The following is a 25,457-nucleotide window of genomic DNA, read 5'->3' on the forward strand; positions in this document are numbered from 1 at the left end:
GGTCACCCTATCAATTCGATCAGGTCGTTTAAACGTCCGCCCAGTTCCCGAAGGTCCTGAATGGGATCCGCGAAGTCCTCGGTCACTCCCGCAATCATCGCTGGAGCGTCTTCCTGGCGTCCTGCCGCCGCGAGAAGTTGGGTCACGAACTCGGCGACGGCCGCCTTACCGAGCCCAGGGATAGTCTCAATAGCAATGTTACCAGGGATAATGGGCAAGCTTGTGTGGTCGAAGTCCGTTAAGATAAGTCTGTGGGACCGACTTGCCATCCCTCTGGTGAGTTGAAGGGAAAGTTTGACAATGAGGGGTAGCGTATCACGTCGCAGCTCGGCCTTATTGAAGCCATCGAGCACTATCCAATGCTTGAAGCCGGACTTTTGGGCCGTATTCACGATCCAAATGGCCAATTCCTGGGCCCACCGGTCGGCGTTGGTCTGCTGCGCCGGCATTTTATCAACGTCGCCGCCCAGCTGGAGCACGATATCTCGGGCCAAGTCCGCGGGTCCGACTGAAATTCCTTGATCCTTGGGCACCTCGATATGGCACGGAACGATGTCGGTATGCGTCCGGCAGATATGGTTGATGAGTTCGGTGGTGTAGGTCTTTCCCGCTCCCCCCAGACCTTTGATCACCACCACAGGACGAGGCGGCGAGTTTTGCATAAGCGCTCTAAGGTGCGCTCTAACCGCCAACCTGCCCAAGAAGGGTAGCTTGTTCGAGAGCATGATCGCATCGAATGGATCCGCCGGCGGCGGCAGAGCAGGCGGAGGAGTCCTGATCTTGTCGCAGATTGCCTTAAATTCCGGCCTTAGTGGGAAGCAGTTCAGCAGGAACGTGCACATGGAAGGTGGCGAGGCGTTGTAGCCATCTTCCTCACAAAGCCTGAGTGCAGCCTGCACCAGCAAGACAGGCGGCAATCCTTCAGTAAGCCGGGCCGCAATCCACTCTGGTAGGTTGGCGGCCACAAATTGACGGGGCGATGCCTGCGGTGTGACCAGCTCGATCAGCTTGGTCTCTACTAAGATATAGTCATCGCTCGTTAACATCGACAGGAAACCCGACAGCTGGAGAAAGCGACAAATTGCGAGCTCATGAGGCCGCTCCCAACTCTCTGCGGGCGAGCGACAGAGCGCCCGATGGCGCGGCCGCGGTCCACGTGCAAGTTTGGGCCATTGCTACCCATTCTGACAGCTTCAGACGATTTCGGCCACTTTGGGCCCAGCTATTCGGATCCCTCTCCCAGCTGTGTCACACCCTGCCCCGCCGATCAGCTAGTAAACTCCCCAGTTATATAAGCCATTCAGCCCTTTAGACGAGCCTAGACTGCTCGGGTGAGGCACGGATGGAGCTGGTCCCACCCTGCTCTGGCGAGGTCTCGCGCTCCCGGCCAACAGAGATTGAAGGATGGCCGTTCCGACTGGAGATGCGGGCCTATTGCTACACCCGTCGCGGCGCGCTCACCTGCGCCGCAAAGGCTTCATTATTCGGCCCTCCGGCCGCAGCGCACCAAATCTCCTCTCCGCTGATCAGAGTTATGCGATGGTAGTCGAGAAGACGAACGATTTTATCGACGGACTTTCCTATCATCGAAAATTCACCTTCAATCCTCTTGTGGTTGAGTATGTCGCGCAGGTAACCGCGGTGCATCCGCTCGCCGCACGCATGATAAAGCGTCGTAAGCTCTGATTTTGTTAGAAAGCCTGAAGTGCGTGGTGCAGGACTTCGGAGTATCGCGCAAACCCGCGTTGGGATTGGTTCTTGCCCTGGCGCGGGAAGCATTGGTTTGGGATAGAAATCTGGATGCAGCGCCGAAAGCGCCTTGACGAAAAAATCCGCTTGGTACTTGCCGGTGAACTTTCCGCTTCTAGTCTCCTTTATGTCGCCATGCGCAATAAGACAGCCAAAAGCGATAAGTTCGCAGATCATTCGAAGTTCTAAGAAGCCAGCATCTCGGCCTATCGTCTCTGCAATGGAGATTTCAGCGTGTATTATCTTTTTTATCCACTGTATGCGGAATTTTATCTCGTCAATAATTGAGCAGTAGCGCTCAATTGCGGTCAGCGATTTGTCTTCTGCCATGGCAAAAATACCTAACAAACAAGCTAAAGAAGCCGGACCGAAGGAATGCTTGCGCGCGCGCCGCAGCATGATCGGACCCCGAGCGGTGGCCTTCGAAGTGTGCGGGCGGAATCTTTCGAGCGCGAGCCCCTTTCAAATCCCTCAGACAAATCTGATCTGTCCGAGTGTCATCAGCGGCACTCTCTCCCCCGAGAGGCTCTCCTCGCCGCCCGCTAAGGGATCGAGGCTCGCCAGACGACCGAAGTGCAGGCCGCTTCTCGCCTCAATTGAACGGATAGACACCTGGGTCGCGATTTTCAGTTGCGGTGACGTGAAACGGCCAAAGACGAACTCTTCTGCCTCATCTTCCAATTGAGCTTGCTGATCCATCTCGTAACCGGTTGCACATAGTCTTCCGGTACGATCGTGAACAAAGGCAATGATCTTCCAAAAGGCAGTAGGTATTTGCACGCCGTACATGGGTTGATCTCTTGTATGCAGGTAGGGCCCCGTGAAGACCGAAATGCGCATTTTGTCCTCCCGCGCATGCTGAAGCGCGTAGTCCTCGAGCGCGAGCCAAATGGGCGAGTTGAACGCCTGCATCTGCGGAGATGTATTGGTGACATGCATAGAATCTTCGTTGCCGCGCTTGGCTTCGGTTGGCGTGCCCCAACCCGGGTCTTCGCGACGAGTCATATGGCCCCTACTGAACTTGGGCGGATTGCCGTAGCATTCATGCATGATCTGCTGTTCGCGCGGAATGCGAGGATCCCATTTCCAAGCTACGCGAGCACTCTTCCTGGACTTGTTGCCGTCGATGTTCACAGCGCTAAAGAAGCACATGCGACGGCTGCGGCTCATGACTACGCAGAAATGTTCGTACTTGAGCAAAGTCTCTTTGCCATCGGTCCCGTCGAACGTCAGAACGTCGCGAGCGTTGCGGACGACCTCGGGCAGTTCCACCACGCGCTTCTCACCGTCCTCTGAGAGGAAATGAGCATCATAACCTTTGCGGTCGCGGTAGTCGGAGGCGACCGCCTCCTCAACGTCCTCGATGTCATCCTCTCCCCCTGCCTCAACATCCTGCAGATCGAATCTCGCAGGCGCACGATTTCCCATCGCGTTCCCGATAGAGACCTTTACGGTGAGCGGAAACGTTACGCTGACCTCCCGACCGTCTCCCTCTGCCACGATCTCCGAGGCGAGGACCCGCCTCGATGGGCGTTGGCGCGACCGAGGAGCGCTTGGCAGTGCACTGCTCCCGCGAGAAGCGGGGGCCGGTGCGCTGATCCGACCACTACGCACCTCATCAAGAACTGTTCGGACCACGTCGGACCGGACCGCGTAGTTCGTCGCCAGGAATGTGCCGCTAAAATGAAGTCCGACGGCTTCGCCCGAAATCAGATCGATGAGGGCAGAGCCGGAGTTGCCGCCGGCCGACGTACAATTATGAAATAGTCTGAGATCCTCAAGACGCGTAACGGCTCCCGGTGCAAGTCTCTTCTTGTCGTAGGTGTTGTCGAACAGCTGGTCCATTAGGACCTTGTCTGGAATTCTGCTGTCATAAGCGGGAAAGCCGATCAGACCAACGCTATCGCACAGGGCCGGAGCGGCCGCGAGGCGGATAGGCTGCGCTAGGGTCCGGCTACCGCTTTCACGCTCGACCTCGAAGAACGCGATATCGGGACCACCAGGTGGTACGACGTGAAGAACTCGAGTGAGCCGGAACACCAGCGTGTTGGGATTGCCTATCTCCTGAAGGAAATCGAGCGATGCGCCGATTTCCGCACCTAGGCCCATCTTGAATGTAAAGCCTTGGCCTTTCCGAGCGACGAATTCGTTCGCCACGTGACGATTGGTTACGACAATCTCGTCGTGCACGAGCCAACCTGTGCCCACCCAATCCAATCCAGCGTTCTCGAGGTCGATACGACCGACAGCTTGAGCTGCGCTTTTGATCAGACCTTCCGCCTTGGTCAATCGCTCCTTCCAGATGCCGCTGTCGAGCGCGTCGAGGAATATGAGCTCCGCCTGGTTATTTTTGATCGCAAGAACTGGGCGAGTACGCTTAAGGATTATACTCTCGTTCACGATCTGGTCTTCGAGGGCATCCCCTGTCGGCGTAGGCGCTTTGCCTTCCGTGAACACGAAGTCTCTGGTTTCTTCAGCCAGCTTGGGATCGCTGTCATGAACCCAAGAGGTGAAATTCTGCAGCCGCCGCAGCCGTTCTTCCTTCGACATCTCAGATCTCCGAGTCCTGCACCCGCACCATCTGCCCCGTAAGGTATCAAAGGTTGCGCTTCGGAGAAGCCACTCCAAGCAATACCATCCCAGGGAGAATCCTAGTTGCAGGGCATTCGGAAACGAACGAAGCCGCACGCCGGCCGCGACCATGCGCTTGCGGGTCAGAGAACCGTCGGTGTCGTTGACGAGGAAGGCGGACGGATGAGCGAGATGTTCTAAGCACTTAGCGATCGCAAATCATTCCCGGCCCGGAATACCTCAAATAACAGGTATCGGCGCGCCGTGCCGTCCGGATACTGTTTATCGCATAGGCTCTTCGACAGGAGTCCTTCCCGCCACGGCAGCTGAAGGACAGCCAGAGGAAGACTGCATCACTTTCGACGTAGGCTGGTCGTCGGCCGAACAGCAAGCTCGATGAGGGTGCGATTGCGTTGACGCGACATCGAAGCCATTTCGGTCACCGCTGCTTGATAGATATCCTGTGTAATCCCGGGAGACCTGATGCTGACGATGAGGGAATATCGAACGGGTACGCCTGCATACTGGCCTTTCCAGAGATCGTCCGTCCACCAACCTTTCTTCGGCGTGATACGGATTCCGTTCTGGCGTGCGACGTCGACAGCTGCTCCACTAAACCTGTCATGATGAATCGTTCCCCGTTCCCGGAGCTGCGATCCGAGAGCCCAGCCGTCCTCGGATCGTTCGGGTGGACTGCTCGTCCTTCGCGACCGTAGGGCCCGGTTACGCCGCATCAAGACATCGAGCTCATTGTCCTCCGGACCGCGAACGTCGAATCCCAGCCGATGCGAAGCGTATCTCGACCAGCGGCCAGCCGCGGCCGCTGCGAGATCCGGCTCAATGAAATAGGATAATGTCACCCGCAGCTCGACTTGCGTCTTCCCCATTTCTCGAAGGATTCGCGCGGGCCATGGCAGTTCGTGATAGGCCAATTGCGTCGCGACCGTCCTGCCGTTCTCGAAGGAGAATGGCGCAAACTGATCTTGCGCTATGAGAGTCAACGCATCCGAGGCGCTCTGACGAGCGCGGTCCTCGTCGGGTACCCCGTAGCCGTAGAGCGCGACAAGACGATCCCGTTGGAGCTGCTTGTTAGCATCCGCCGTTCGCTCGAGCATGGCGGGCGTCCAGTCGGTCGAGTGAACGATCAGGCCGCGAATAGTCTCCGGCCAATATTGAGGATACCGAGTACTCAAGCGTCCAGCCATTCCCGAGATTGCGGCGGTCGCAGCGCTTGTCTCGGCCAAGATGCCGAAACGCCTGGACGGGTGTTTATTAGTCGTCAGCACGCCGAGTTCTTGCAAGAGCCTCGTTTCGCCGGTGTCACGGTCCACTTCGTGATTACCGGCTTCGAAGACAACATCGGGCTTGATCGCGCGCTTGTTTGCCCATGACCAGCTCGTTTTGCTCGTCGGCGATAGATCGCCCGCGGCACAGAGAAGGTCGCCGCCGCCTGGATGCTCGTCGACGAAAGTGCACCCTCCTACCGTAAGAGCGTTGAGGGCTTGGCCCGGACAAGTGATGCCCGATTCTTCATTTCGGTTGACGTAACCGGACATCATCAACGGTTCATCGAGGATGTTGCCCGCAGCAACGCAGAATAGGCGTGGTTCGGCGTCTTTGCCCCATGCCAGCTGATCGACGGACGCAGACAGCGTGGATGGCGTCCCATCGTCGGACCCAGTTGGGCTCGTGAATGCAAGACAATATACCCGTTTCGCATCCTCAGAGGCCTCCAGGACTTCAACCGCCGCGGCGATCTCGCCCGTAGCCTCGCGCGGGAATCGCTGTCCATTCGGCGGTCGCAACACGGTCACGGATTCAAGTCCGTTCTCTGGCTTGATGGATTCACGACCGTCGAGAATGTTCGCTAGCTTGGGGTATAAGGCTATACCAGCCACGAGCGTGCCGTGAGGGTCCCACCCGTTCACAGGCCACTGTTCGGCAAGCGAATGGCAACGCGACTCCGGTAGCGCAGATGAGAGCATCGGATGGCTGTGATCAACGCCGGTATCGAGGATACTGATGCGCGCGGCATCAGCGCCAGGTGCCCGCATCCTCGATGCGATCGCGGCGTTCAGCTCCCTGCGCGCATTGTGTCCCATGTCCAGCACATCGAGTGTGAGACTGGAGCAGGCGCGCAATTCCATTACCGCCCCGGAGCCATCGATCAATCTCTGCAAGTCTTCGCGTCGCGCATGGCCGCGAAGAACGCGGACGCGGGAAAATTCGACCTCTCCCTGATCGAAGCGAACGCCGAATAGTCTCGCGGAGTTGCGGAGCTTCTGCGAAGCTTCCGGCTTCACCCAAATTTCCCACTCCGCCACTTTTCCGACCTCTGGCAGAAGCTCGGGCGCGTCGAGCCAGAGGTCTTCCAGTTTGGTTGGAAAGAATCGATCGATGCTCTCAAAGAAAAAGAAGTTCGCAGGTCTTCTCCCGTCACCGTCCCATTCCGCGTATGCAGCAGCACGATTGCGAAGTGTGTCGGCCTTGGAGAGGGTGAGCAGGAGGTTGGCCCTCTGACGCCGACCGCGTCCCTTGATCGATAGAAGCTGGAGCACACCCTGCGGTTTCTGATATGCATCCTTCGTTACTTCGGCCACAACGCCGATGTCCGATCTCGCCGTTACGCTTAAGTGGATCTGCGCGTCTTCCGAATCGTTTGCTGACTGGCTGAGCGCTGCCCTCTTGGTCGCGACTGCACTCTCGAAGGTCTGCGCGAATCTTTGATAATGTTGTGGTCTGCTTTTTACAGGCGGCGGATGTTCATCACCGCCGCGGCCAGTCGGCGCCGCGAACGGGATCTGATAAGCGGACAGATCGATGAAAAGGTGAGGATATCGTCGAATCGTGGCCATGCGGCCGCATTGGGCAAGGTCCGCCCGGTCAAGTCAACGGCCTGACCCTATGGCTGTCGGCCAGCGAAGCAAGGAGCAGTTCGGTGTCCACAACGTTATCGTGATCCAGAACGGCATCACGGGCAGCGTCGTCGGCGGCCCGCACTATCTCTGCCTGGCTCAGATTGGCTGCCCCCGAAGTTACGGCAGCCCAATCGATTCGATCGAGGTCGAAGTTTGACAGCACGGACTCTACCAACGGACGAACGAGCGGTGGACCGGGAAGCTCGAAGTGGAGCGACGCATTGAAACGCCGGAATATGGCCCTGTCCAGGAGCTCCGGGTGGTTTGTCGCAGCGAAGACGAGGCTCGTGCTGCGATCCTCATCGAGAAACTGCAGGAAAGAATTGAGAATCCGCCGCGCCTCGCCGACGTCGTTGTCTGTCGCTCTGCTCGTCGCGAGAGCATCCACTTCGTCGAAGAGATAGACCGCACGACGCTCCGACATGGCGTCGAAAACCAAGCGCAGTTTGGAGGCTGTCTCGCCCATGTACTTCGTGATCAGGCCGTCCAGCAGAATCGTGAAAAGTGGTAGGCCCAGCTCGGTGGCCACCGCAGCCGTGCTCATCGTCTTCCCGGTCCCTGGCGGCCCCACCAGAAGGAACTTGCGGCGGGGTTGCAGACCGCGAGCCTCAAGCTTCGACCGCTCGCACTGCTCTTTCACGATCTTGCGTAGTCGCGCCAATAGGTGATCATCCAGGACCATATCGGACAGACGTACATCCGGATTCGCTACCGACATGACGCCCACGAGCTCGCCGCGAGGGCGGAGCATCGGAATCGGATCGCGCGATTTGGCAACGGGTCCCGCCGACGCGTCGGCCTCGCGTAGCAGCGCCCGGATTTCGGCAGCGATTTTTTCCTGCCCTCGGCCGGCGGCCGTCTCGGCCATCTGCTCGGCTATACGAGCGAAACGCTCGCGATCGCCGCGTGCGTGGCTTCTGATAAGGGCGACGATCTGTTGTACGGTTGCCATTTCAGTTCCGTTCACGCCCCACCCGCATATTTTGCATAATATGCAAAATCTGCGACGCCGCATCGACCTCTTCCGGCCCCAACTGGGTGATCAACCTAGCAAGTTCCTCCTGACGGACCGTTAAGTCCTGCCGAGCGAGAAACTCCTGCAGCCGCTCCTCTTGATGCGGCCGCATGCCCGTCTTCTCTTTTAGTACGCGATGAAGCGTAGTGTAGTTCCACGCAAGTTCGGCGGCCAATTTCTGCAACGACAACCCTCGTCGCGCCTTGTAGAACAGGACTCGACCGGCAAGCTGCCGTTGCGCTTCCGTTTGGAGATTGTTAATCATACCCATTTTGCATTTTTTGCAAAATCTGCAACAAAGGTCAAGGCCCGACAATCACGTTGTAGGTTCTCGTTTCGCGAGGCTCTTTCCCTGGCCGGGCGAGCATGAACTGAATTTTTCCGTCGGCTCCGAGCGCCCGGAAGCGAAATACGACTTCATGTCGACCTTCTCCCCGTCGTTCGAGGCCGACCAAAATAAACCGGGCCTGCTCGAAATCCGGTTTCCACTGAAACCCGGCCGTAGCGAAGTTGGGGAGGACCACTTCGAATTCCTCTCCGCGACGAACGCCGGAGATCGTTGAATCCCGCGCGTTCTCGGGATTGCTCATGTAGTCCTCTCGGCCTCGATTGCTACAAATGGCCTCGTGTCAATTTCGCATTGACCGTATCGAATCCGAAAACAGCCGCCTTCCCCCGCATCCGGCCCCCAGCTGTTCCGAACGATCCAAAAACTCTGGTCGTCGTCATAACCGACGATCACCACGGCATGCAGCCCCTCATTTTCGCCGGCGACGTGCTCGTACACGCCCGCATCGTAGGCTAGGAAATCTTCGAAAACTCTCATCACCGCCACGACCGGCCCGTCCTCGGTGATTGATAACCTCCGATCCTTTGGATCCACGATATAGCTGAAGCCTGCTACCCTCACAGCCGGTCGGGTAGGAACGCATTGGGTCGCGCCGGGATCATACGGAAAGTCCGCCTCGATACCGACTCCCACCCGCTGGGCCCTTGAAAGCGCAGAATCGAGCCACATTCCGTCCTCGCAGCGCCCTCCTCCACAGAAGAAAAGATCCGCCTCTGAAAGGTCGATCGATCCAGCTTCTCCCTCGTGAAGCCGAAGGCGTGCTTCCATGGCTGCACAAATTGCGAATGCCGAACACGAGTTGCATACTGACTGGTCTCTGACATCCGAAAGGATGGAGGGTTCTCGAGTTCGCCAGTCCCAGGTGCGCGGCGCCGCCGCCCGACTGGAACGAGGTGCCAGCAGCCTTCCAGAAGCTGCCCGCAACGCCTCATCCACGGCGACTTCCGGGATGCCGGCAACGCGCCGGCGCTTCGGATCGAGATCGAATAGCGGCGTGCGCCGGGCTCGCCAAGCTGCCGAGCTTGTCTGAAGAGATCTCTCCAGATCGCTAAATTCCATAGTCCGCTTCCCCGCAAAATGCCTAGCCTTCCGTGGCTACCACATAAGAATCGATCGTCCGAGGCCGGAAGTCCAGCGGGCGCAGCAGAAGGCCGGTCCGGTAGCGGCGGGTTTTTGCTTCGGATCTGACAGTCAGAGGCGGCAGTGGCTGCAGCACCGGACTGTCAGGGCGCTCTCACCTTGATGCCGCCGAGGGCGTTGGCGGCATTGGCGAAATCCTCGCCAAAGCTGATGAAGGCCTCACAGCCTTCCGCCTTCGCCAGATAAAGGCCATCCGCAAAGTCACGCCCTGCCGCATCCAACCCAACGGGTTCGCCGCGGCGGTCGCCATTTTTAGTCATCGAGCCCGTTAACCAATCTACGGCGGCCCGAACTTTCGCCAATTACTCGTGATATGAATGGACCGTGTCGCTAAGCAAATTTGATCCCGAGGCGATCGAAGCGATCACAAGGAGACGACCACGATGAGCCGCCCGCAATCCTTGCAGGAGGTCGCCGACGATGCGGTCTCCGGACGCAAGTCGTTCGGGCATGCTCTCGACGAATTTCTGGACGCGTTCTATCTCGACCACCCGAACAAGCCGCAGCAGCAACGGCGGCTCGATGAAGCGCCGAATTTCACAGGCGACCCGCTTCAGGATGCGTGGCTGGGCGCGGTCGGCGAACATCTCGCCCGTCGCTGGGGGCTGAATGTGCCGACGTGGACATGGCGTCCGCAGCACTGTGCTCTGAACGCACCGACCTTCGCTCCGGATTCGCGCCCGCTCCGCCATATACTAATCGCGCAGAGCCCGGCTGCCTTCAAATCGCGCATGATCTTCACCTTGGCTGCCCCCCTGCAAAGGGCCCGCTTCCCCCGCGCAGCGGACCGGTGAAGGGAGCTCCGGCCGTGAGCCTTTGCGCTTCTCCGCTGTGGTTCTGACCACCCCGGCCTGCTGTGATCAGGACCTAGGGTTGTCCCGAGGTTGTCCCTTGTTGGGGGTAAAGTCAGGCTGTGCCCGTTTGAGCGATGTAGTGCGGACCTATCTCGAACGGCCAGCCATTGGTTGCCATGCCGTCCGTTGTATTTCCGAAGTCATCCGCCTCCAAGGAGGCGGGATACCTGGATGAGTGACTCGATGGCGAGACGGCCGACGGCGAAGACGGTACGATGCTTCATATCATTCTGCGTTGCGGATGGAAACGCGGAAGAGCTGACTGTCCTACTCGAGGAGCTCAAGAAGCTGACGCGCGACAACGTGCAATACCTCTCGTCCCACGAATTGCCGCTAGGCGAGACCGTTGCCGCCCACGAGTCCGCGCTAGAGCACGCGGAGGCGATAATCATAGTCGGCACTCCAGAATACAAGCGTCGGATCGACATGCGCGAACTTCAGAGCGGGGTTTCGCGAGAATTCCAGATCTATGTGCGTCGCAATGACGAGTGGTCAGGACGGAATCATATCCTGGCCATTAAAATCGTGTGGAAGGGGACTTTTGAAACAGCACTCCCCGCGCATTTCGAATCTAGGGAACGATCTATCGATTTGTCAAAATTCTATACGTACCACACGGATCAGGGTCGGCGCCTAACGGCAGCATCGACAAAGCATGTCGCCGGAGCGATCAAGCTGATTGCCGATCGTCTCCTTGCATTGCAACAGATCACGGTCGGCGAAGAGCGCCGACGACAATCGTACCATGATTTTGATATCGCCTTTTTCAAACTGCAAAAGCACGAGCGGGAGACTTACGAACGCTTTCGTGAAGATCTGTTCGTCAAGACTCGCCAGTTCCTCCGAGTGGCCAGCCAGGAGGATTACCTGCTCATCGGCCGAAAAGGTGTGGGCAAGACGACGCTCATAAGCATCATGGAGAAGAATCAGGCATTCGCAGCGCCTATCGAACTAGTCGTCGATCGATGGGACGTGCATGGCGTCGGTCTAACCGAATATAGCCAAAAAGCGAGCGGAGATTTCGTCTACCTTCACAGAAACAAGTATGAGGCTTTTTCACTACTGTGGTCCGCCTTTATCTATCTCGAGCTGCTAAGAGCCGAGAGACACTTGCTTCCCGCAGCGGAAGTCCTCGTTCGTAGAGAAGCTGAAGAGCTTCTGCAGGTGCGGCCCACGGAGGGCAGGGCAGCCGAATTCACCGCAACATCTGGACTGGTATCTGAATTCATTCGGCAGACTGTCGAGCGCGCGCCGAGCGATTCGCGCGCCCGCTTCGATTCATTTCTTCAGAGAAACCTGGATATCGACAGTCTCCTTGAATGGATTTCGGACGGATCGCGGCAGCTGCAGGCAAATCTCACGTCGATTGCCTCACACAGCCACCTACTTTGCCTCGACGGCTTCGACTCCGAGTTTCAGCGCGCGCGCAATGATGCCCGCCAAGCGAGTGAAGCCAACCGTCAGGTGGTCGTAAAGACCGAAGTCGATTGGCTGACAGCACTGATCGAAGTTATCGAGGCGATCAAGAGGCCTTCCGGACGCGCTGGACGCAGGACGCTGGGCAGACTTCGGTCACTCACGATCGTTGCTGCCGTCCCCAAAGATCGTTTTCTGGAGGTCCAACTCGATCGTCGCGACTCCGTTTTGGCTGCCCCGACGCGAGAATTGCGTTGGAGCGGCATTGAACTGGTCAGTCTATTGCGCAAGCGCATCGAAGTCGCAGGACGTTTTGACACGGAGGACCTCAAGGACGAGGGCGCAAACCCACAGAAGCGTCTCAAGGAAGGAATGGAAATATTCGCGCCGGAGCTCAATGTGTCGGTGAACGTGCACGTGAGCGGGAAAGCATTCGAGTTCGATCTTTTCCTGGAGGTCCTGCGCCACACCTTGTGGCGTCCCCGCGATATCCTCATCCATTACGCCGAGCTTCTGGCAGTACTGAAGGACAACAGGCGGCTGAGACGGAATACTATGCCATCGGTGTTGGGAATGGTCATCGCGCGAACGAATAATCTCATCATAGAGCACGAATGGCTCGGTGAAATGCGCGAGCACATCACCAACATAGATCAGATCATCAGGCTCTTCCAAAACGGAAACCAGCAACTCGAGTATGATGCTGTCATCGAGAGGCTTTCACACTTGCCATTTACCTTCATGCATCGGCAGACTGAGGTCAGTGACCAGGCCAAGCTCGCGATGCTATACGAGCTCGGCTTTTTCGGGGTGAGACGCAGGCGATTGGACGTCGGCAACCGCCACAAAATGAGGGACCTTTTCTATCACATCTATCCGGAAGCCCTGGATTTTGACGAGAAGGACCTCGGAAAGTCGGCTTGGATCGTCATCCATCCAATGTTCATCGAAAAGCTGAACCTGCTACCGAATGTCGATGAACCTGTCATGAACTTCTCGTGGTCTGACATCGATAAGCATGATGCGGCCGGGGGCTGACGATGGATTTAGAAGCTTGCGACTTCCGGACGGCTAGCCGCCCAGCGGCGTGACACCGGCGCTGTCAGATGTCACCCGCCCTTACCTGCTCCCAATAAAACTTCCCGAGAGGTGTGAGACTGCAGGACTTCCTGTTAATCGCAGCCCAGTACAGATGATCTTCGCCGTTCGGGACGAGAAGCCGAGCGCCGCGAAATCTTTGAAGGTCACCGAAGATCGCCTCGTGCTCGGGATCATGCGGCTCAGCGGTGGGCTCGTAGGAGGGATCAAGGCGATAGACGTAGTCCGCGGACGGAAAGTATTTGGTGAGGTTTCGCAACTTCTCGTCGGATATCGCTGCGGTGGCCCGTTTAATGGCAACGAGCTTCGAAATGTTGGCCTTAAACATCGGACGTTGCTTGATCGACATGACCTCGTCGACATACGTATATAAGCTCGCTACGTTCACGATCCCGCGGACGTCGGCAGCTCCGCCGGCCAGCGCATCGCAGATTAGCCTGGTGAAATCCCCTCGTCCGCTCGTCTCGATAGCGTTCTGCTCCGCGCGGCATGCCGCCAGGATCGACACGCCTTCGGCGATTGGGATGGAGGCTGCGGAGCCGAACAGTAGGTCCACTGAACCGGAGTGGCAGCAATCTAGGATAATAACGCGTTCCGAAGCCGGCGAGGCGTTCGCTGCGGCTATCAGCTGCGCCATGGGGACACCCTCGTCGTTTTCTGCAGCATCCTGCGTTTCCAGAAATCCGCCGTCCGAAGTCAAACTTCCGTGGCCGGCGAAGTAGAAGAGTGCGATGCTGGCATCCTTGGAGGAGAACGTTTCCCTAAATGCTCCGACTACGCCCGCCTTGGTCACCTGCCTCTTCGAGGCAAGTAAGAGATTCACCTTGAAATTAGGCGAGCCGTCGGCGTTCTTCGCAATCGCATCTCGGACGGCCGTTGCATCGGCCTCACAGCCGGAAAGTGGCTTGTCATCGTAATGGTCGATGCCAATGACGGTTGCCTTATTTTGTGCCCGCATCAGAGCTTCTTTATGAATGTCTCGATAGTGGGCCAGGACCACGCTACTACTGGCCTGCCGCGAATTTCCTCAGGAACTGCTGACAGCGGCCTATCCGCGCTCCGGCGTATGAGCAGCACCGGCCTCTTTTCTTCGTAGGCGCACTTGAGCTCCCAGAGCTGTCCGCTTGCCTTCGGCGTATTCGGCGTGATGATGCCGATCACCCCATCACATCCTTTTATCCTCGTACGGCACTTGGTCTTCCATTCGGAGCTCCAAGGCTCCTTCACCGACATATCGGTCCATTCGAACGGAGTGTCGGTATGGAGCCGCTGGCCGACCAGCATGACGCGCAGCTTCTCATCTTCGATCGCGAACGCGGTGAAGACCCTTTTCGTGCTAGCCACCTTCTCTCCTGTATGTATTCCAAGGACACCGGCCTGCCCTTCGACCCTCGTACATCGGCATTTTGCAGTCTTGGAAAAACTGGGCTACTGGGAAACTCCCCGGGTTGCTGCCGCATACGTTCGCGTTGCATTCTGGAGGGAGCGGCCGCCGATTTCTGGTCTGTCAGGGGACATCCCATGGCGACTACCTTTGATGCTTTTATTTCTTATCGGAGGTCCGACGGGAACTTGTTCGCCCGGCGCCTGCGCAGACTACTTCAAGATTTCCGCGCGCCGCGTTCGCTAAAGTCGAGACAACCAGGCAATCTCAAAATCTACCTCGATACGATCTACGAACAAGCAACCAACGACTTTTTCGAAAAAGTTACCTTACCGGCGCTCCTCGCATCGAGGTATCTGATCGTCGTTGCAACGCCAGATGCCGTCGATCGTGGCGCGGACCGCAATGACTGGATCCGGCGAGAGATCGACGCCTTCGAGGGCGGCCCCAATGCAGGAAATATCTTTGCGGTTCTCGGGAAGGATACCCCCGGCAATATCCTTCCCGGCGACTTGGCGGGCCGTTATCCGAACATCGAGATCATTGACCTGAGAGGTCTCAGCGCTCTTTCCTTCCTGAACCCCGCGAAAGCCGCAAGGCTCTCGGACGAAACAGTCAAGTTGCTCGCTCCTCTTCTTGGCTTCGGCATCGATGATATGCCGACGCTGCGCCGAGAAGAGGAGCGCCGTCAGCAGGTAAAGCTGGGGTTGACCGCCGGCAGTGCAATCGCCCTAGTCGTCGCCGTTGCCGGCTTGGCCATTTTTGCCTTCGAGAGCAGGAACCGCGCGTTGGACGCCCTCTCGCGCAGCTTGTTCGCGACCGACAGGGTCATCCAATCGATCTCAAATTCGCTTCCGGTGAGTGAGGCACGCAGTCAGTTACTCGCATCGACATGCGACCTTCTGGATTCTCTCCAAGACAGCACGGCGACGCCGCGGACCAACGCTCGCGTTCTGTGTTCGGTCGAACGCGCGGAAAGTCGCGAGCGGCTTGGAGAGAGCGCCCAAGCGGCGGAGTTGATCGTTTCGGCAATTCGCCTCGCCCAAGAGCAGTTCGCCAAGACCGGCTCGCCCGACGATGCGCTTGCCGTGCTTGTGGCCGGAAAAGCTGCACTTCAGCGCTTTATCGACGATAGGCCGCTCGGTAAGGAGAATGACGCGCTCGCTTTCTTTATGGCTAAGTCGCACGAATTTACGAAAGCACTCGTCACCGAGAGGGACTTGCCTGAGTTTGCGGCACAGACGCTCCAGGCTGCAGCCGTATCACTCGCCGAGAAACAGAGAACCGAGGAAGCGATCAAAGCGGTCGACGCCGCGAATGAATTAGGGCAGATCGCGCTGGACCGCGGCGCCGATCTCTCCGCCCGGCTCGACTACATCACGTCCGTCTCTCTTAAGTCGGAGATCCATCGCCTGCGCGGAGAGTCCGCGGCCTCGTCGGAGGCGACCGCAAGAGCGCAGGCGCTATTCTCGGCAATTCGGGCCGAAGATGCCGAAGCTCAGGGATTGGGTGAACGCTTCCGTCAGGTTGCCGAGATCATCGGAGCATCAGCGGGCGGGACACGACGGTGAGAGGTTCGTTCTTCAGAGCATTCCTTGTTGGACTGTCGCTCACGGCCTTGATGATCTGCGGACTGGGCATCGGAGCCGCTTGGCTACTCGTTCCGACCCCGGCGGTGCGTTTTGCGACGGCAGCATTCTCCTTCGAGATGCCCGCCGGCTGGTCTTGCACGAGAGAAGTCACCGAATACGTTTGCCGCCTTAGCGAACCATCGGATGCGATCGTCATCATGACAATGAAGTACCGATCGGCCGATGATACACTTGTGAAGTACGAGGAGCATCTACGGACGCCCATGCCGGCAGTCGGCAGAGATGGCCATGCGGAACTCGTTTCGGTCGGGCGCCGTACTATCGCTGGATCGGAATGGGTCGAGGGCATTCTGCGCGATTCGGAGGCGCACAATTACGATACCACTTACCTGACCGGCATCACGGCCGAAGTTGCCATCCTCTTTACGCTTAGCGTCCATGCCAAGTACCGCGAGGCTAGGGCGAAAGATCTACGGAAGATGATCGAGAGCCTGGTCGTGTATCAGCGACCCCACTGAAGCGACATGGACTGGTTACCGCTCTCGGCACTATATCATCATTGCAAGCACGGATTAGCTTGCCTAACTCGCTGCAGTACCTTGCCCTTCGTGATCTCCAGGTGCCATGTCGAAAACAGCTATATCCGAAATTACACGCCGAAACATCTTCGATGAATTAAAGTTGCGCGGCTCGGCTTGGTCCGGCCGTCTTGCCGAAGCCGAATTTTTAGGCCGCATCTTCGATTTGAACGCGCTGCCCTCCTATACCGAAAACCTATCTGTAGCTTCTCCAGAAACCTCAATGGTTTCAGTTGCTGCGCGGTGAGAGAACACTCATACCCAAACCATGTGTTTCAGGTATAGTTTGGCCGCAGCCCAATCAGGCCGGGGGTTCTGCGCGAGGGCGTGAAAACTCGCTCGGCGGGCTGGGCCCCCCTCCCCATTTGATTTCCCAAAATTAACCTATACTAATCACTTTTATTTCCGGTATATACTGACCTACCTCCGGAGCAGGAGGACCTCATGACCAAGCGTGTTGCGATCTATCTCCGCGTTTCGACGCGCGACCAGAACACCGACAACCAGCGCCGTGAACTGATGGCGGTGACCAAACGCGCCGGATGGACTGTGGTCGAGGTCTACGAAGACCACGGCATCAGTGGAGCCAAGGGCCGCGACAAGCGCCCGGCGTTCGACGCCATGCTCAAGGCCGTCACCGCCCGCCAAATCGACATGGTGGCGGCGTGGGCGATTGACCGGCTGGGCCGCAGCTTGCAGCATCTGGTCGCCTTCATCGAGGACCTCAGAGCCGCAGGCTGCGACCTCTACGTTCATCAGCAACATCTCGACACCACGAGTCCGAGCGGCCGGGCCATGTTCGGCATGTGCTCGGTGTTCGCCGAGTTCGAACGCGAGATGATCCGCGAGCGGGTCAATGCCGGTCTGGCCCGCACCAAGGCCAAGGGCACCCGGCTCGGCCGTGGCAGCACCAAGGATGCGGAGCGCTGGGGCACCACCAAGGCGGTCATTGCCACCAAGGTGAAGGCGCTTCGCGCGCAGGGCATGGGCAAGATGAAGATCGCCAAGACGCTCGGCATCGGCACCGGCACGGTGCAGCGGATACTGGCCTGATCGGTCTAGCGGCTGTCGAGGCTCGCCAGCGTAGAGACGCCGCCGTCGGCATAGCTCTTCGCCACCACCACGGTGGTGACGAGCATCACCGCGATGGTGAAGGTTGCGAAGATGAAGCCGATCACTTTCAAGCCGCGCCGATCCGCCATGACAGTGTGCCCTGTCGTTGTCCCGTTGGGCCTCTCGTAGTGGCCGGAGGTTTCACCATGCCTTCGTGGAAGCCGGAAAATGGTTTCATCCCGGCGGATTTTGTTTCGTCGCGCATCCTGGCCTGACCCCGCCTTTAGGGGAAAGATTGAGTAGTGGAAGGGATTTGGCGTTGCTTCAGGTTCGCTCTTGCGGCTATTCCAGATTCGGCTGTTGCTTGTAGGAAGGAGGGCGCGGTGCGGTGGGGACGCGGTTTTTTTAGAGCTTGGCTTGTTATTTCGGCATTGTGGGTCGGCTTGGCTGTGATGGTCTGGAACCCGGAAACATACCAAGGGCTGTGGCATAAGGCGACGTTTGAGTTTGAGACCCCCACCGGCCAGCGGTTCACCCTCGATACCTCCAAGACGCGCGATCAACTGATGCAGGTATTGGATGGCGAACTTCACCGAGAAGAAGCAAGGTCGAGCAAGCAAGTCGAACCGAGCAACATTCGCGAACTCATCCTCGAAAAGGTCGACACAGGCTACAGGACACAAGATCAAGCCCTGCAAGCTTGGCTTATCACCATCATGCCGCCTCTCGCGTTGCTGTTGCTGGGTATTGCCGTGGGCTGGGTGATCGGCGGATTCCGGAGTGATAAATCTCAACCCGCGTAACCGGCGCAGCCCCACAACAATTTCGGCAACACCAAACACAAGTCCCGACACGCCAGCGCTCGCCACGCGGGCCACGATCATCGGCGAGGCGATCTTCAAGCGAATCTTTCCCAACGGGCCCGCGCTGCCGGAGCATGTTGACCATGGTCGATAAGACCGGCCCGGCTCCCGTGATCGCGACCGTCTTCGAAATCCAGCCCTGCTCATTCTCCGGCTCTGGTGGCACATCCTTCGGTAGTTCGGGCGACGATGAATCCCGTCATGTTGACCATGGTCAACAAAGATCACGCGCACAAAAAACCCGGAGCCTCGCGCGTGACTCTGGCCCTTAGCCTGCGCTGATCGACTAACATCGGCCGGTGCGAGCATGCTTCGCATCCTTTCAGGGCATGACAGAGCGGGTCTCGTTGCATCTATGGCGAGGCCCGTTTGGGTTTTGCGAGGCCTGAAGAACTGCGGTAATCTCCCCTCGTCATGACCTGAAAGGAGGTTGTACCGCCGCCCGCAAGCGGCACGATGAGGAGGCCCATCAATGGGCATCGAGAATCTTGGCGACCTGATCGCCGAACTGAAGGCGGCCCGCGCCGATCTGGCGAACAGCGGCGGCATCAACAGCAAGAAGTTCGAGGAGATCGACGCAAAGTTCGGCGGACTCGAACACGCGCTCAACAACATGTTTCGCAGGTTCGGCCGTCCCTCTGCGACCCACCATGAGGACGGCGACGAGCGCAGGCACGCGACCGATCTCTGCATTCTCAAGCACGACCTCAATCAGCCGAAGAACGACGGCACTGGCCCGCTCTACATTCCGTCGCCGGTCGAGGTCGATGAAGCGCTCAATGCCAACAAGGCCATGCGCAAGCTGTTTCGGCATGGCAACATCAACAACATCGATACGACCGAACGCAAGAGCCTGACCTCGTTCGCGTTCGGCACCAACAGCTATATCCTGCAACCGCAGTGGTCCGATCGCGTTCTGTCTTGCCTGATCGATCCGACCGACGTCGCCGGTCTGATGGCGCAGGAGAACGCGAGCAGCGGCAGCTTAAAGTTCTTCATCGACAACGTCAGAATGTAGGACGCGGGTTGGACCTGCGAAACAAGCTGCTTCAGCAACAACCCGCAGCCGGATTTGCAGGAAGGTCTCGGCGAACTTGAGGTGAAGGTCGAGACCCTTCGCTATGTTCTCTGCGCCGGTCGGACCTCTTGCAGGATGCATCCTTCGACATCGAGGGCTGGATCATGCGCAAGACCTCGCAGGCCTTCCGCAACACCATCAGCAAGGCCATCATGATCGGCTCCGGCGTCGGCATGCCGCAAGGCATCCTCAACCCGAACAGCGGCATTCCGATTTGCGACGTGTCACGCCGAATGCCGAGGGAGGAGTTGTTAGCGTATAGCCATGCTCAGACTTTCCGACGAGCGGCGTCAGGAATATCAACGACGAGCGCCGCCTGTTCGATCGCCCGGTGATAGCGCTGGCTAAACAACAGACGCATCAGCGCTCCTCATATGGTCGTCGACAGGTATCTATTCTTACCATTAGCATTAACGAGCGGCAGCGGCAGCGCCAGTACGAGTCAGCGCTACGAACGCTCCCCATTTTGAACCTTATTTTCAAGGCTTTGCCGGGCAGCTTACAGGAAGGCGGCAACTTCTGTCCCGAGTGAAAGCGACCGCCCTGAGCTACCCAAAAAGACCCGGAGGCGATTTCCGCTGTCTCTTCTGCTTGCGGGCAATGCTATCGGATACAGCCTGCCATTCGTCCTTGCCCGCCTTTCGCGCCCGACGACGGATGCTCCTCAGAGCGCTTCGGCTAGGCAAATCAACCCCTGTTTGGAAGCTCTTCGTCATGGCGACCCAGAGAACGAGCGCAACAATCAATAATAGCCAATGCACTTTTTACTTCCCTTCCGATGCTCTCAAAATGTCGGCGAGTCCGCATGCCAGCGCACTAATGCGTCCATATCGACCAACCCAATCTTCTCCGAACGCCCCGCCGACTCGATCGCTTCGTCAGTGAAAGAAGATGTCGTTACGACGTACCCGCGAAGGGCGCAATGCTCTTCAATGACACCCTTGAACTGCTGGATAGTTGGTCGCCCCACCCTGTTCTCTTTTGCGTTCCGCTTGCACTGAACAATAATCAAGCCGTCCGGGTGAATGGCAAAGCCATCGACTCCGAAATCATTCGATTTCCGTGTCGTCCACGACTCGAGGCCCGCCGCGTCGAAAAAACTCATCGTGTGACGCTCAAATTGAAACGGGTCCATAGTGAGCAAATAAGCACGAAGCGCCAAATCTTCAGGCGGCACCGCAAAGCGAGTGGGGTCCATCGGCTGCTCTTTCATCGCAGCCTTCATCTCGGCACTAGCGCGGCGCAAGCGTTCGTCCTGCACTATAGCGTCAATTATTTCGACAATGTGGGGACGCGCCTCGGGACTGCTCACGACCGCTTCGATTATCGAAGTGATTCCTGCCGTACCGACAAAGATCAGCAACAGAACGGGTACGCCGAGCGCGCCGCCGAACGCTGCTATACCAGCAGCATGCCCCCCAAATAAGGGCATAGCTGCCAAAGTTGCAGGAAGCGCGATCTTCATGGATAATGGAAGATCGGAGTTGCGGTAGTTTGAAACCGTTTCCGAAACGCTCTTTGCAATCGCAACGATTGCTGTCCGCGAATTGACGAGCGCATTCAATTTCTTCAACTTTTCCGTTGGACTCAGATCACTCGCGATGACAGCGCGAGACTCGCTAAGCCACCGCACGGCGACTGCCCGGCCTTCCGCGCGCGTCGTATGCTTTATGGCTGAAGCAAAGCGGGCGACAAGCCACTTTCCAATACCTTCTCTGATCGCATCAAACATTGTTGCTTCCAACATTAAGCGCATCGGCCCGGAAGCGAAGCACCTGCTCTAGCTGGCTCTTCGCTGCGGCGCGGCCCCGCCAAAGCGGTGCAGCATATTTGAGACCGCCAGCAGCGCGGTGCTGGCCGTCATCGGATCAAATCTCCACAGACTGACAGGGCGAACAGCGAAGGGCTCATTGAGTGCAAATGCGCGCATCCTAGCCGCAAGATCGAAATGTGTCTTGGGCCTCGCCCAATCGCTTTAACTCTTCCTCGCTCAGGTCGAGTTGCTCAACCGTACTGTCGGCCTTCGTTTTCTGCGCAGCGCTAACATTCGCTTACAATACACTCTTGTGGATCACCTCCCGACGCAAATCGAAGAATTGCCTGAAAGGCTGGCCGACAAACGACGTCGCTATCCACCCGACGCAGCACTCCAAACGTCAGCCATTTCCAAGCCCTACTTCTTCCGCAGCCAAAACAGGCTCGGCAAATTAGCAATCCAGACTTTAGGCCCGCGCCTATTGCGCGCATCTCCAGGTTGACATTCTATTCGACCAAAAGGGTCCGGGGTCTTTCAATGCAAATTATTTCCACAGCGTTTGCTCTGCTTGCAGCCAACTTGGTTTTTGTCGCCATACCCGTTCAGGCTGAAGACAACGCCCCCGGCAAACTGGAGAGCTTCACCAAATCGGCCCGGGAGATGATGCCCTCGATGCCGGCGGTCTCCTTGCCGTCAATGCCGGACCTGTCGCTTCCCGACCTGTCCGATCCATCCGGGAAACTGATGGCAGAGTTCAACTCGTTTACTCAACAGGTTGGGGACGCTTTGCCTCTACTTGAACAGATGGGCTATGAGGTCAGCACGTTCAAAGTGACTTGGGGCCTTCCCCCAAAGGCGCGACTGCGGCTGAAGTCCAACGGCAATACCGACCCGCAGAAGGTGAGTGCTATAGTCGCGAAGGCTCCGAGCAATAGCGTGTTGGTGTCCGCTCTGATCTCCAGCGCGGTGACTGCGAAGCGCATTCAGAGCAACATGAAATTGGGAACGGCCTTTCTCGATGTAGACTTCGCAGTCCCGCCGCGTGTGAGTATGAAATTCGTGAACGCGAAGGAAAACAACAAAGAAGAACCGCGCGATCTTGATGACCTGGAATTTGCCTGCAAGTGACGCTCGTCAGCCTACGTGCTGAACGCAACACCCCTTTCATCGCAGCAATATTAGATCTGCAGCCGCGCCGATATCGTGCGTTTTTTCGGGGCGTCTTGCAGGATTTCCACTGTCACGCGCACCAGATCGAGCTTGCGCGTGTGGACGAGGCTCTGGGGCATTCGTTCGGATCGTCCGGTGCCGGCCAACCGAGCCGGCTCGCAGCCACTGTCTCGGCTCGGCGCGTGAGTTCCGCGAAATCGGGGCATCCTGCCTTCGGCCGACCTCACAGCTTCCAGCGCGTGGAACGAGGGAACACGCGGACGCGATTGATCGAGGTCGACGCGTGGGTAGGAGAAAAAAATGCGTCGTTCGGCGGCGCCCACGGCGAGCGCCAGTGCAAGCCTCTCCTCGTCGAGTCTGGACTGGTTGGTCACCAGACTGCAGCCGAGCTGCGCGCGGACGACGTCGAGCAAGATCGGTGCGGCTTCGTAGGGTGGAATTATGCGCGTCAGCCACAAGGGTTGATCGGCCAGCTTATCGAAGTACGGATGGAGGAATCTTTCATTCGGAGACGCGCCTCGAAACGTTCTACCTTTCTTACCTGAGTTACAGTGAGAGCAGGCAGGCACTAGATTTGCGGCCATCACCGAGAACTCTGGAAAGTCTTCTTTAGGGAGATAGTGATCCACAGTTCCGGTCACCGAGGCCCCGCACCTTGGACAGCTCTTCAACTGCATCTGGCGGATCTTTACGATCCGTTGCGAGCTTGACTGCGACTCATAGAGAGCCGTTTGCTGTTCGCTTACGTCAGGGACGAAGGCCGTTCGGGAAACGTGCCATGGGTTGCCTTTTGTGGCTGCGATACCCCGCATAGGCAGCTCGACACAAAGCGTAATGGGGTGACCACGGCTGCTTACCGCAGAGTTTCTGCAAATGAGCGTCGTCGCTTGCCGCCCCGGGCGCTTCTATCCTTATCATTATGGACGGTTTCGAATGAGACGCGCTACGTAGGAAAGCGTCTCGCTATTCATCTGATTGCCGAACTGTTCAATGATCGCCTCGATCGAGATCCCGGGCCCGAGCGAGTCGAGCCAAGTTTGCAGGGTCTCCTGATATTGGTGCGATATGCTTGTGTCCGCGAAGACGAATTGGGAGATGCTGTCAATGCTCGCTCCAAATGTTTGCAGCCGGGGCTTATCGATAGCAATCGTACGATCGTCCAGAGAGAAAATTCGCACTCTTTGGCTAGGCACCTCGCGCACGACATAGGCGGAATGTGTTACGATAATCGCTACGGACTGTGTCGCGGTCACAACCGTGTTCAAAATCGCCATGAACTCCGAAACAAAATTCGGGTGGAGATGGGTTTCAGCCCAATAACAGCGGGGACCTTGTGCCAATCGCCGCCATTAAAGCAACAGTGGCGCGCGGCCTTTGCCGAACAGCACGGACACGGACCGTTTAGAACGGTTTCCTTTTTGCGCTTCGCTTCACCCACACGGCACCAGATTTCAGGTCAAGAATTGCAGCAGTCCAGCCAATGCAAAAAAAGCGACGTGCTGACGGAAATACAAGCCGATCACTATCGAGGGATGGGCTGCGCGCGGAAACTATGCTCGGCCAGAGGCCATCGAACGCAATGCGATATAACTCGTGCGAAATCATTTTCGTTGGTTGCGGGAGTTGGATTTGAACCGACGACCTCAAGATTATGAGCTTGAGTGGCGCTTGTATACCGGACTTGCAAACGGCGCCAAATGAGCGCGGGAACGGTACCTTGCCAACAGCGCTTCCGATCCGTCCGATTTGCACTCTACAGTCCGCAGGAATTAGCGGCGGCATCAGAGAGCCTTTTGTTCGGCACCGTAGGCGATATAGATCAATGCATCCCGGACGGTTGGGCTACGCGCAGGTGGCGAAACAGATCAGCAGGAACCTCGTCAGCTACCACGAAAGCAGGGCCTTTTTGGTAAGCCGGCGTCGACAACGTCGCGCTATGGAAATGCTCATCTCGCTCAGCGGGGCTTGATCCGATTGTGGCGGAGATCATCGAAGCATATGCAGGAACCATGGTTGACAATGATAACAACAAGCGGCGCCGGCTCGTCGAGTTCAAGGACGGTTGCCGCTATGGCAAATTCGGAAAGACGAAGGCTTATGAGTTGATCGCCCACGAGAGGATCAGGGCATACAAGATGGGAGGCAAGACCCTCATCGACCTCGATAGCGTGGATGAATATCACGCTTCGCTGCCGAGGGTCGAAACGAGAGCAAGCTAAAGCGGGATGGGGTTAGGTTGAATCGATTTGGGATTCCCAAATCAGTGTATTTCTGATTCTCCATGCTGGCTGGATTGGAGGCCAGCATGGGATGGGCAAGCCTTATTCTCTGGATCTCCGTAAGCGTGTCGTGTCCGCGATCGAGGGCGGGATGTCGCGCAATCGGGCCGCCAAACAGTTTGGGGTCGCGATCAGCACTGCGATCGGCTGGATGCAGCGGGTCGAGGAGACCGGCAGCGTTGAGCCTGGCCAGATGGGCGGTCACAAGCCGAAGGCGGTTTCGGGAGATCACGCAGTCTGGCTGTCGCAGCGGATCAGGGACGGCGATTTCACCATACGCGGTCTCGTTGCCGAGCTTGCCAGTCGCGGCCTGAAGGTCGACTACCACTCGGTGTGGGACTTCGTGCATGCCGAGAAGCTCAGCTTCAAAAAAACCATCTCGGACAGCGTCCGCCTGTGGGCGTAGAAACGGCTGATGTCTATCCTCGTGACGGAAGGGAGCGGCCGACAGCTTTTTGGTGCGAGTTAGCCCGCAAAAAAACATGGTCCATGGGTTGTTGCGCACGTGAGAGGGGTGACGCCGTCAGGCGATCCCGTTCAGGAAATTGATCATCAGCGCAGCCCAGCCCTTCCGTTCCCAACGGAGGATTGGCA

Annotated in this window: 25 protein-coding genes and 2 pseudogenes; 11 read left to right on the forward strand and 16 right to left on the reverse strand. The window is 57.7% G+C overall.

Annotation, left to right across the window (positions count from 1 at the left end; all coding sequences use genetic code 11):
- Positions 1-2: 2 nt before the first annotated feature.
- The 9 genes from YUU_RS0100185 to YUU_RS58255 form a co-directional block, all read right to left on the reverse strand.
- Entirely contained in the window at positions 3-1,046 is a 1,044-nt protein-coding gene (locus tag YUU_RS0100185) for a hypothetical protein (protein ID WP_027520536.1), read from the reverse strand.
- A 391-nt stretch (positions 1,047-1,437) separates the two neighbouring features.
- Positions 1,438-2,148: a hypothetical protein gene (locus YUU_RS0100190; RefSeq protein ID WP_156944016.1), complete on the reverse strand. Its 711-nt coding sequence runs from the start codon at positions 2,146-2,148 to the stop codon at positions 1,438-1,440.
- A 72-nt stretch (positions 2,149-2,220) separates the two neighbouring features.
- The gene (locus YUU_RS54880) at positions 2,221-4,299 is read right to left on the reverse strand and encodes a DNA/RNA non-specific endonuclease (RefSeq protein WP_051389540.1); all 2,079 of its coding nucleotides are present in this window, start codon (positions 4,297-4,299) and stop codon (positions 2,221-2,223) included.
- A 374-nt stretch (positions 4,300-4,673) separates the two neighbouring features.
- Positions 4,674-7,175, reverse strand: coding sequence for a S8 family peptidase (locus YUU_RS0100200; protein ID WP_027520538.1), 2,502 nt, complete (start codon positions 7,173-7,175; stop codon positions 4,674-4,676).
- A gap of 28 nt (positions 7,176-7,203) precedes the next feature.
- Positions 7,204-8,190 (reverse strand): AAA family ATPase, encoded by a 987-nt coding sequence (locus tag YUU_RS0100205; protein ID WP_027520539.1) that lies wholly within the window; start codon positions 8,188-8,190, stop codon positions 7,204-7,206.
- Position 8,191: 1 nt separating this feature from the next.
- Positions 8,192-8,524, reverse strand: coding sequence for a hypothetical protein (locus YUU_RS0100210; protein WP_027520540.1), 333 nt, complete (start codon positions 8,522-8,524; stop codon positions 8,192-8,194).
- A gap of 31 nt (positions 8,525-8,555) precedes the next feature.
- Positions 8,556-8,843, reverse strand: a complete 288-nt coding sequence (locus YUU_RS0100215; RefSeq protein WP_027520541.1) for a protease inhibitor I42 family protein — start codon at positions 8,841-8,843, stop codon at positions 8,556-8,558.
- Positions 8,840-9,661: a C1 family peptidase gene (locus YUU_RS55975; protein ID WP_084801290.1), complete on the reverse strand. Its 822-nt coding sequence runs from the start codon at positions 9,659-9,661 to the stop codon at positions 8,840-8,842. Before YUU_RS55975 ends, YUU_RS0100215 begins: the two co-directional genes overlap by 4 nt.
- 164 nt (positions 9,662-9,825) lie before the next feature.
- Entirely contained in the window at positions 9,826-10,002 is a 177-nt protein-coding gene (locus tag YUU_RS58255) for a hypothetical protein (protein WP_156944017.1), read from the reverse strand.
- Between the two features lie 123 nt (positions 10,003-10,125).
- Here YUU_RS58255 and YUU_RS49680 point away from each other — a divergent pair, with 123 nt between their 5' ends.
- Positions 10,126-10,536 carry a hypothetical protein gene (locus tag YUU_RS49680; protein WP_051389542.1) on the forward strand — a complete coding sequence of 137 codons (411 nt, stop codon included), beginning with the start codon at positions 10,126-10,128 and terminating at the stop codon, positions 10,534-10,536.
- Between the two features lie 231 nt (positions 10,537-10,767).
- Positions 10,768-13,050: a P-loop ATPase, Sll1717 family gene (locus tag YUU_RS0100235; RefSeq protein WP_027520542.1), complete on the forward strand. Its 2,283-nt coding sequence runs from the start codon at positions 10,768-10,770 to the stop codon at positions 13,048-13,050.
- A 64-nt stretch (positions 13,051-13,114) separates the two neighbouring features.
- On the opposite strand, the gene YUU_RS0100240 is transcribed toward YUU_RS0100235, so the two are convergent.
- Together YUU_RS0100240 and YUU_RS0100245 are read right to left on the reverse strand one after the other, a co-directional pair.
- The gene (locus YUU_RS0100240) at positions 13,115-14,068 is read right to left on the reverse strand and encodes a caspase family protein (protein WP_035660680.1); all 954 of its coding nucleotides are present in this window, start codon (positions 14,066-14,068) and stop codon (positions 13,115-13,117) included.
- Positions 14,068-14,454, reverse strand: coding sequence for a hypothetical protein (locus YUU_RS0100245; protein ID WP_035660683.1), 387 nt, complete (start codon positions 14,452-14,454; stop codon positions 14,068-14,070). Before YUU_RS0100245 ends, YUU_RS0100240 begins: the two co-directional genes overlap by 1 nt.
- Before the next feature lie 177 nt (positions 14,455-14,631).
- Here YUU_RS0100245 and YUU_RS49685 point away from each other — a divergent pair, with 177 nt between their 5' ends.
- From YUU_RS49685 to YUU_RS0100260, 4 genes are all read left to right on the forward strand, one after another.
- Complete coding sequence (locus YUU_RS49685) at positions 14,632-16,065, forward strand: hypothetical protein (RefSeq protein ID WP_051389543.1); 1,434 nt, start codon at positions 14,632-14,634, stop codon at positions 16,063-16,065.
- Positions 16,062-16,604 (forward strand): hypothetical protein, encoded by a 543-nt coding sequence (locus tag YUU_RS0100255; protein ID WP_027520545.1) that lies wholly within the window; start codon positions 16,062-16,064, stop codon positions 16,602-16,604. The genes YUU_RS49685 and YUU_RS0100255 overlap by 4 nt, the downstream gene beginning before the upstream one ends.
- Positions 16,605-16,710: 106 nt before the next feature.
- Positions 16,711-16,911 (forward strand): hypothetical protein, encoded by a 201-nt coding sequence (locus YUU_RS58260; RefSeq protein ID WP_156944018.1) that lies wholly within the window; start codon positions 16,711-16,713, stop codon positions 16,909-16,911.
- 197 nt (positions 16,912-17,108) lie between these two features.
- Complete coding sequence (locus YUU_RS0100260) at positions 17,109-17,717, forward strand: recombinase family protein (protein WP_027520546.1); 609 nt, start codon at positions 17,109-17,111, stop codon at positions 17,715-17,717.
- A 5-nt stretch (positions 17,718-17,722) separates the two neighbouring features.
- Here YUU_RS0100260 and YUU_RS58265 read toward each other — a convergent pair whose 3' ends face one another.
- On the reverse strand, positions 17,723-18,619 hold the full coding sequence (locus YUU_RS58265; protein ID WP_156944019.1) for a hypothetical protein: 897 nt from the start codon (positions 18,617-18,619) through the stop codon (positions 17,723-17,725).
- A 433-nt stretch (positions 18,620-19,052) separates the two neighbouring features.
- Here YUU_RS58265 and YUU_RS0100275 point away from each other — a divergent pair, with 433 nt between their 5' ends.
- Both YUU_RS0100275 and YUU_RS0100280 read left to right on the forward strand, forming a co-directional pair.
- Complete coding sequence (locus YUU_RS0100275; RefSeq protein WP_027520549.1) at positions 19,053-19,598, forward strand: hypothetical protein; 546 nt, start codon at positions 19,053-19,055, stop codon at positions 19,596-19,598.
- Between the two features lie 128 nt (positions 19,599-19,726).
- Positions 19,727-19,993, forward strand: coding sequence for a phage major capsid protein (locus YUU_RS0100280; protein WP_027520550.1), 267 nt, complete (start codon positions 19,727-19,729; stop codon positions 19,991-19,993).
- A gap of 449 nt (positions 19,994-20,442) precedes the next feature.
- On the opposite strand, the gene YUU_RS0100285 is transcribed toward YUU_RS0100280, so the two are convergent.
- On the reverse strand, positions 20,443-21,390 hold the full coding sequence (locus tag YUU_RS0100285; RefSeq protein WP_035660795.1) for a restriction endonuclease: 948 nt from the start codon (positions 21,388-21,390) through the stop codon (positions 20,443-20,445).
- A 561-nt stretch (positions 21,391-21,951) separates the two neighbouring features.
- Between YUU_RS0100285 and YUU_RS0100295 the strand changes: the two genes are divergently transcribed.
- Positions 21,952-22,542: a hypothetical protein gene (locus YUU_RS0100295; protein WP_027520552.1), complete on the forward strand. Its 591-nt coding sequence runs from the start codon at positions 21,952-21,954 to the stop codon at positions 22,540-22,542.
- 50 nt (positions 22,543-22,592) lie between these two features.
- On the opposite strand, the gene YUU_RS0100300 is transcribed toward YUU_RS0100295, so the two are convergent.
- The 3 genes and pseudogenes from YUU_RS0100300 to YUU_RS0100305 all read right to left on the reverse strand — a co-directional run bounded on the left by YUU_RS0100300 (position 22,593) and on the right by YUU_RS0100305 (position 23,858).
- Positions 22,593-22,997, reverse strand: a complete 405-nt coding sequence (locus tag YUU_RS0100300) for a hypothetical protein (protein ID WP_156944020.1) — start codon at positions 22,995-22,997, stop codon at positions 22,593-22,595.
- A 132-nt stretch (positions 22,998-23,129) separates the two neighbouring features.
- Positions 23,130-23,396 (reverse strand): annotated as a pseudogene (locus YUU_RS62610) (HNH endonuclease); the annotation flags it as partial.
- Positions 23,397-23,501: 105 nt separating this feature from the next.
- A complete protein-coding gene (locus YUU_RS0100305) occupies positions 23,502-23,858 on the reverse strand; it encodes a hypothetical protein (protein WP_027520554.1) in 357 nt (118 codons plus the stop codon).
- A gap of 702 nt (positions 23,859-24,560) precedes the next feature.
- On the opposite strand from YUU_RS0100305, the gene YUU_RS0100310 reads away from it, so the two are divergent.
- Positions 24,561-24,803, forward strand: a complete 243-nt coding sequence (locus YUU_RS0100310) for a hypothetical protein (RefSeq protein WP_245287907.1) — start codon at positions 24,561-24,563, stop codon at positions 24,801-24,803.
- A gap of 73 nt (positions 24,804-24,876) precedes the next feature.
- Positions 24,877-25,242: pseudogene (locus YUU_RS0100315) on the forward strand (IS630 transposase-related protein); the annotation flags it as partial.
- Positions 25,243-25,457 lie beyond the last annotated feature (215 nt).

Source organism: Bradyrhizobium sp. Ec3.3 (assembly GCF_000472925.1).
GTDB lineage: Bacteria > Pseudomonadota > Alphaproteobacteria > Rhizobiales > Xanthobacteraceae > Bradyrhizobium.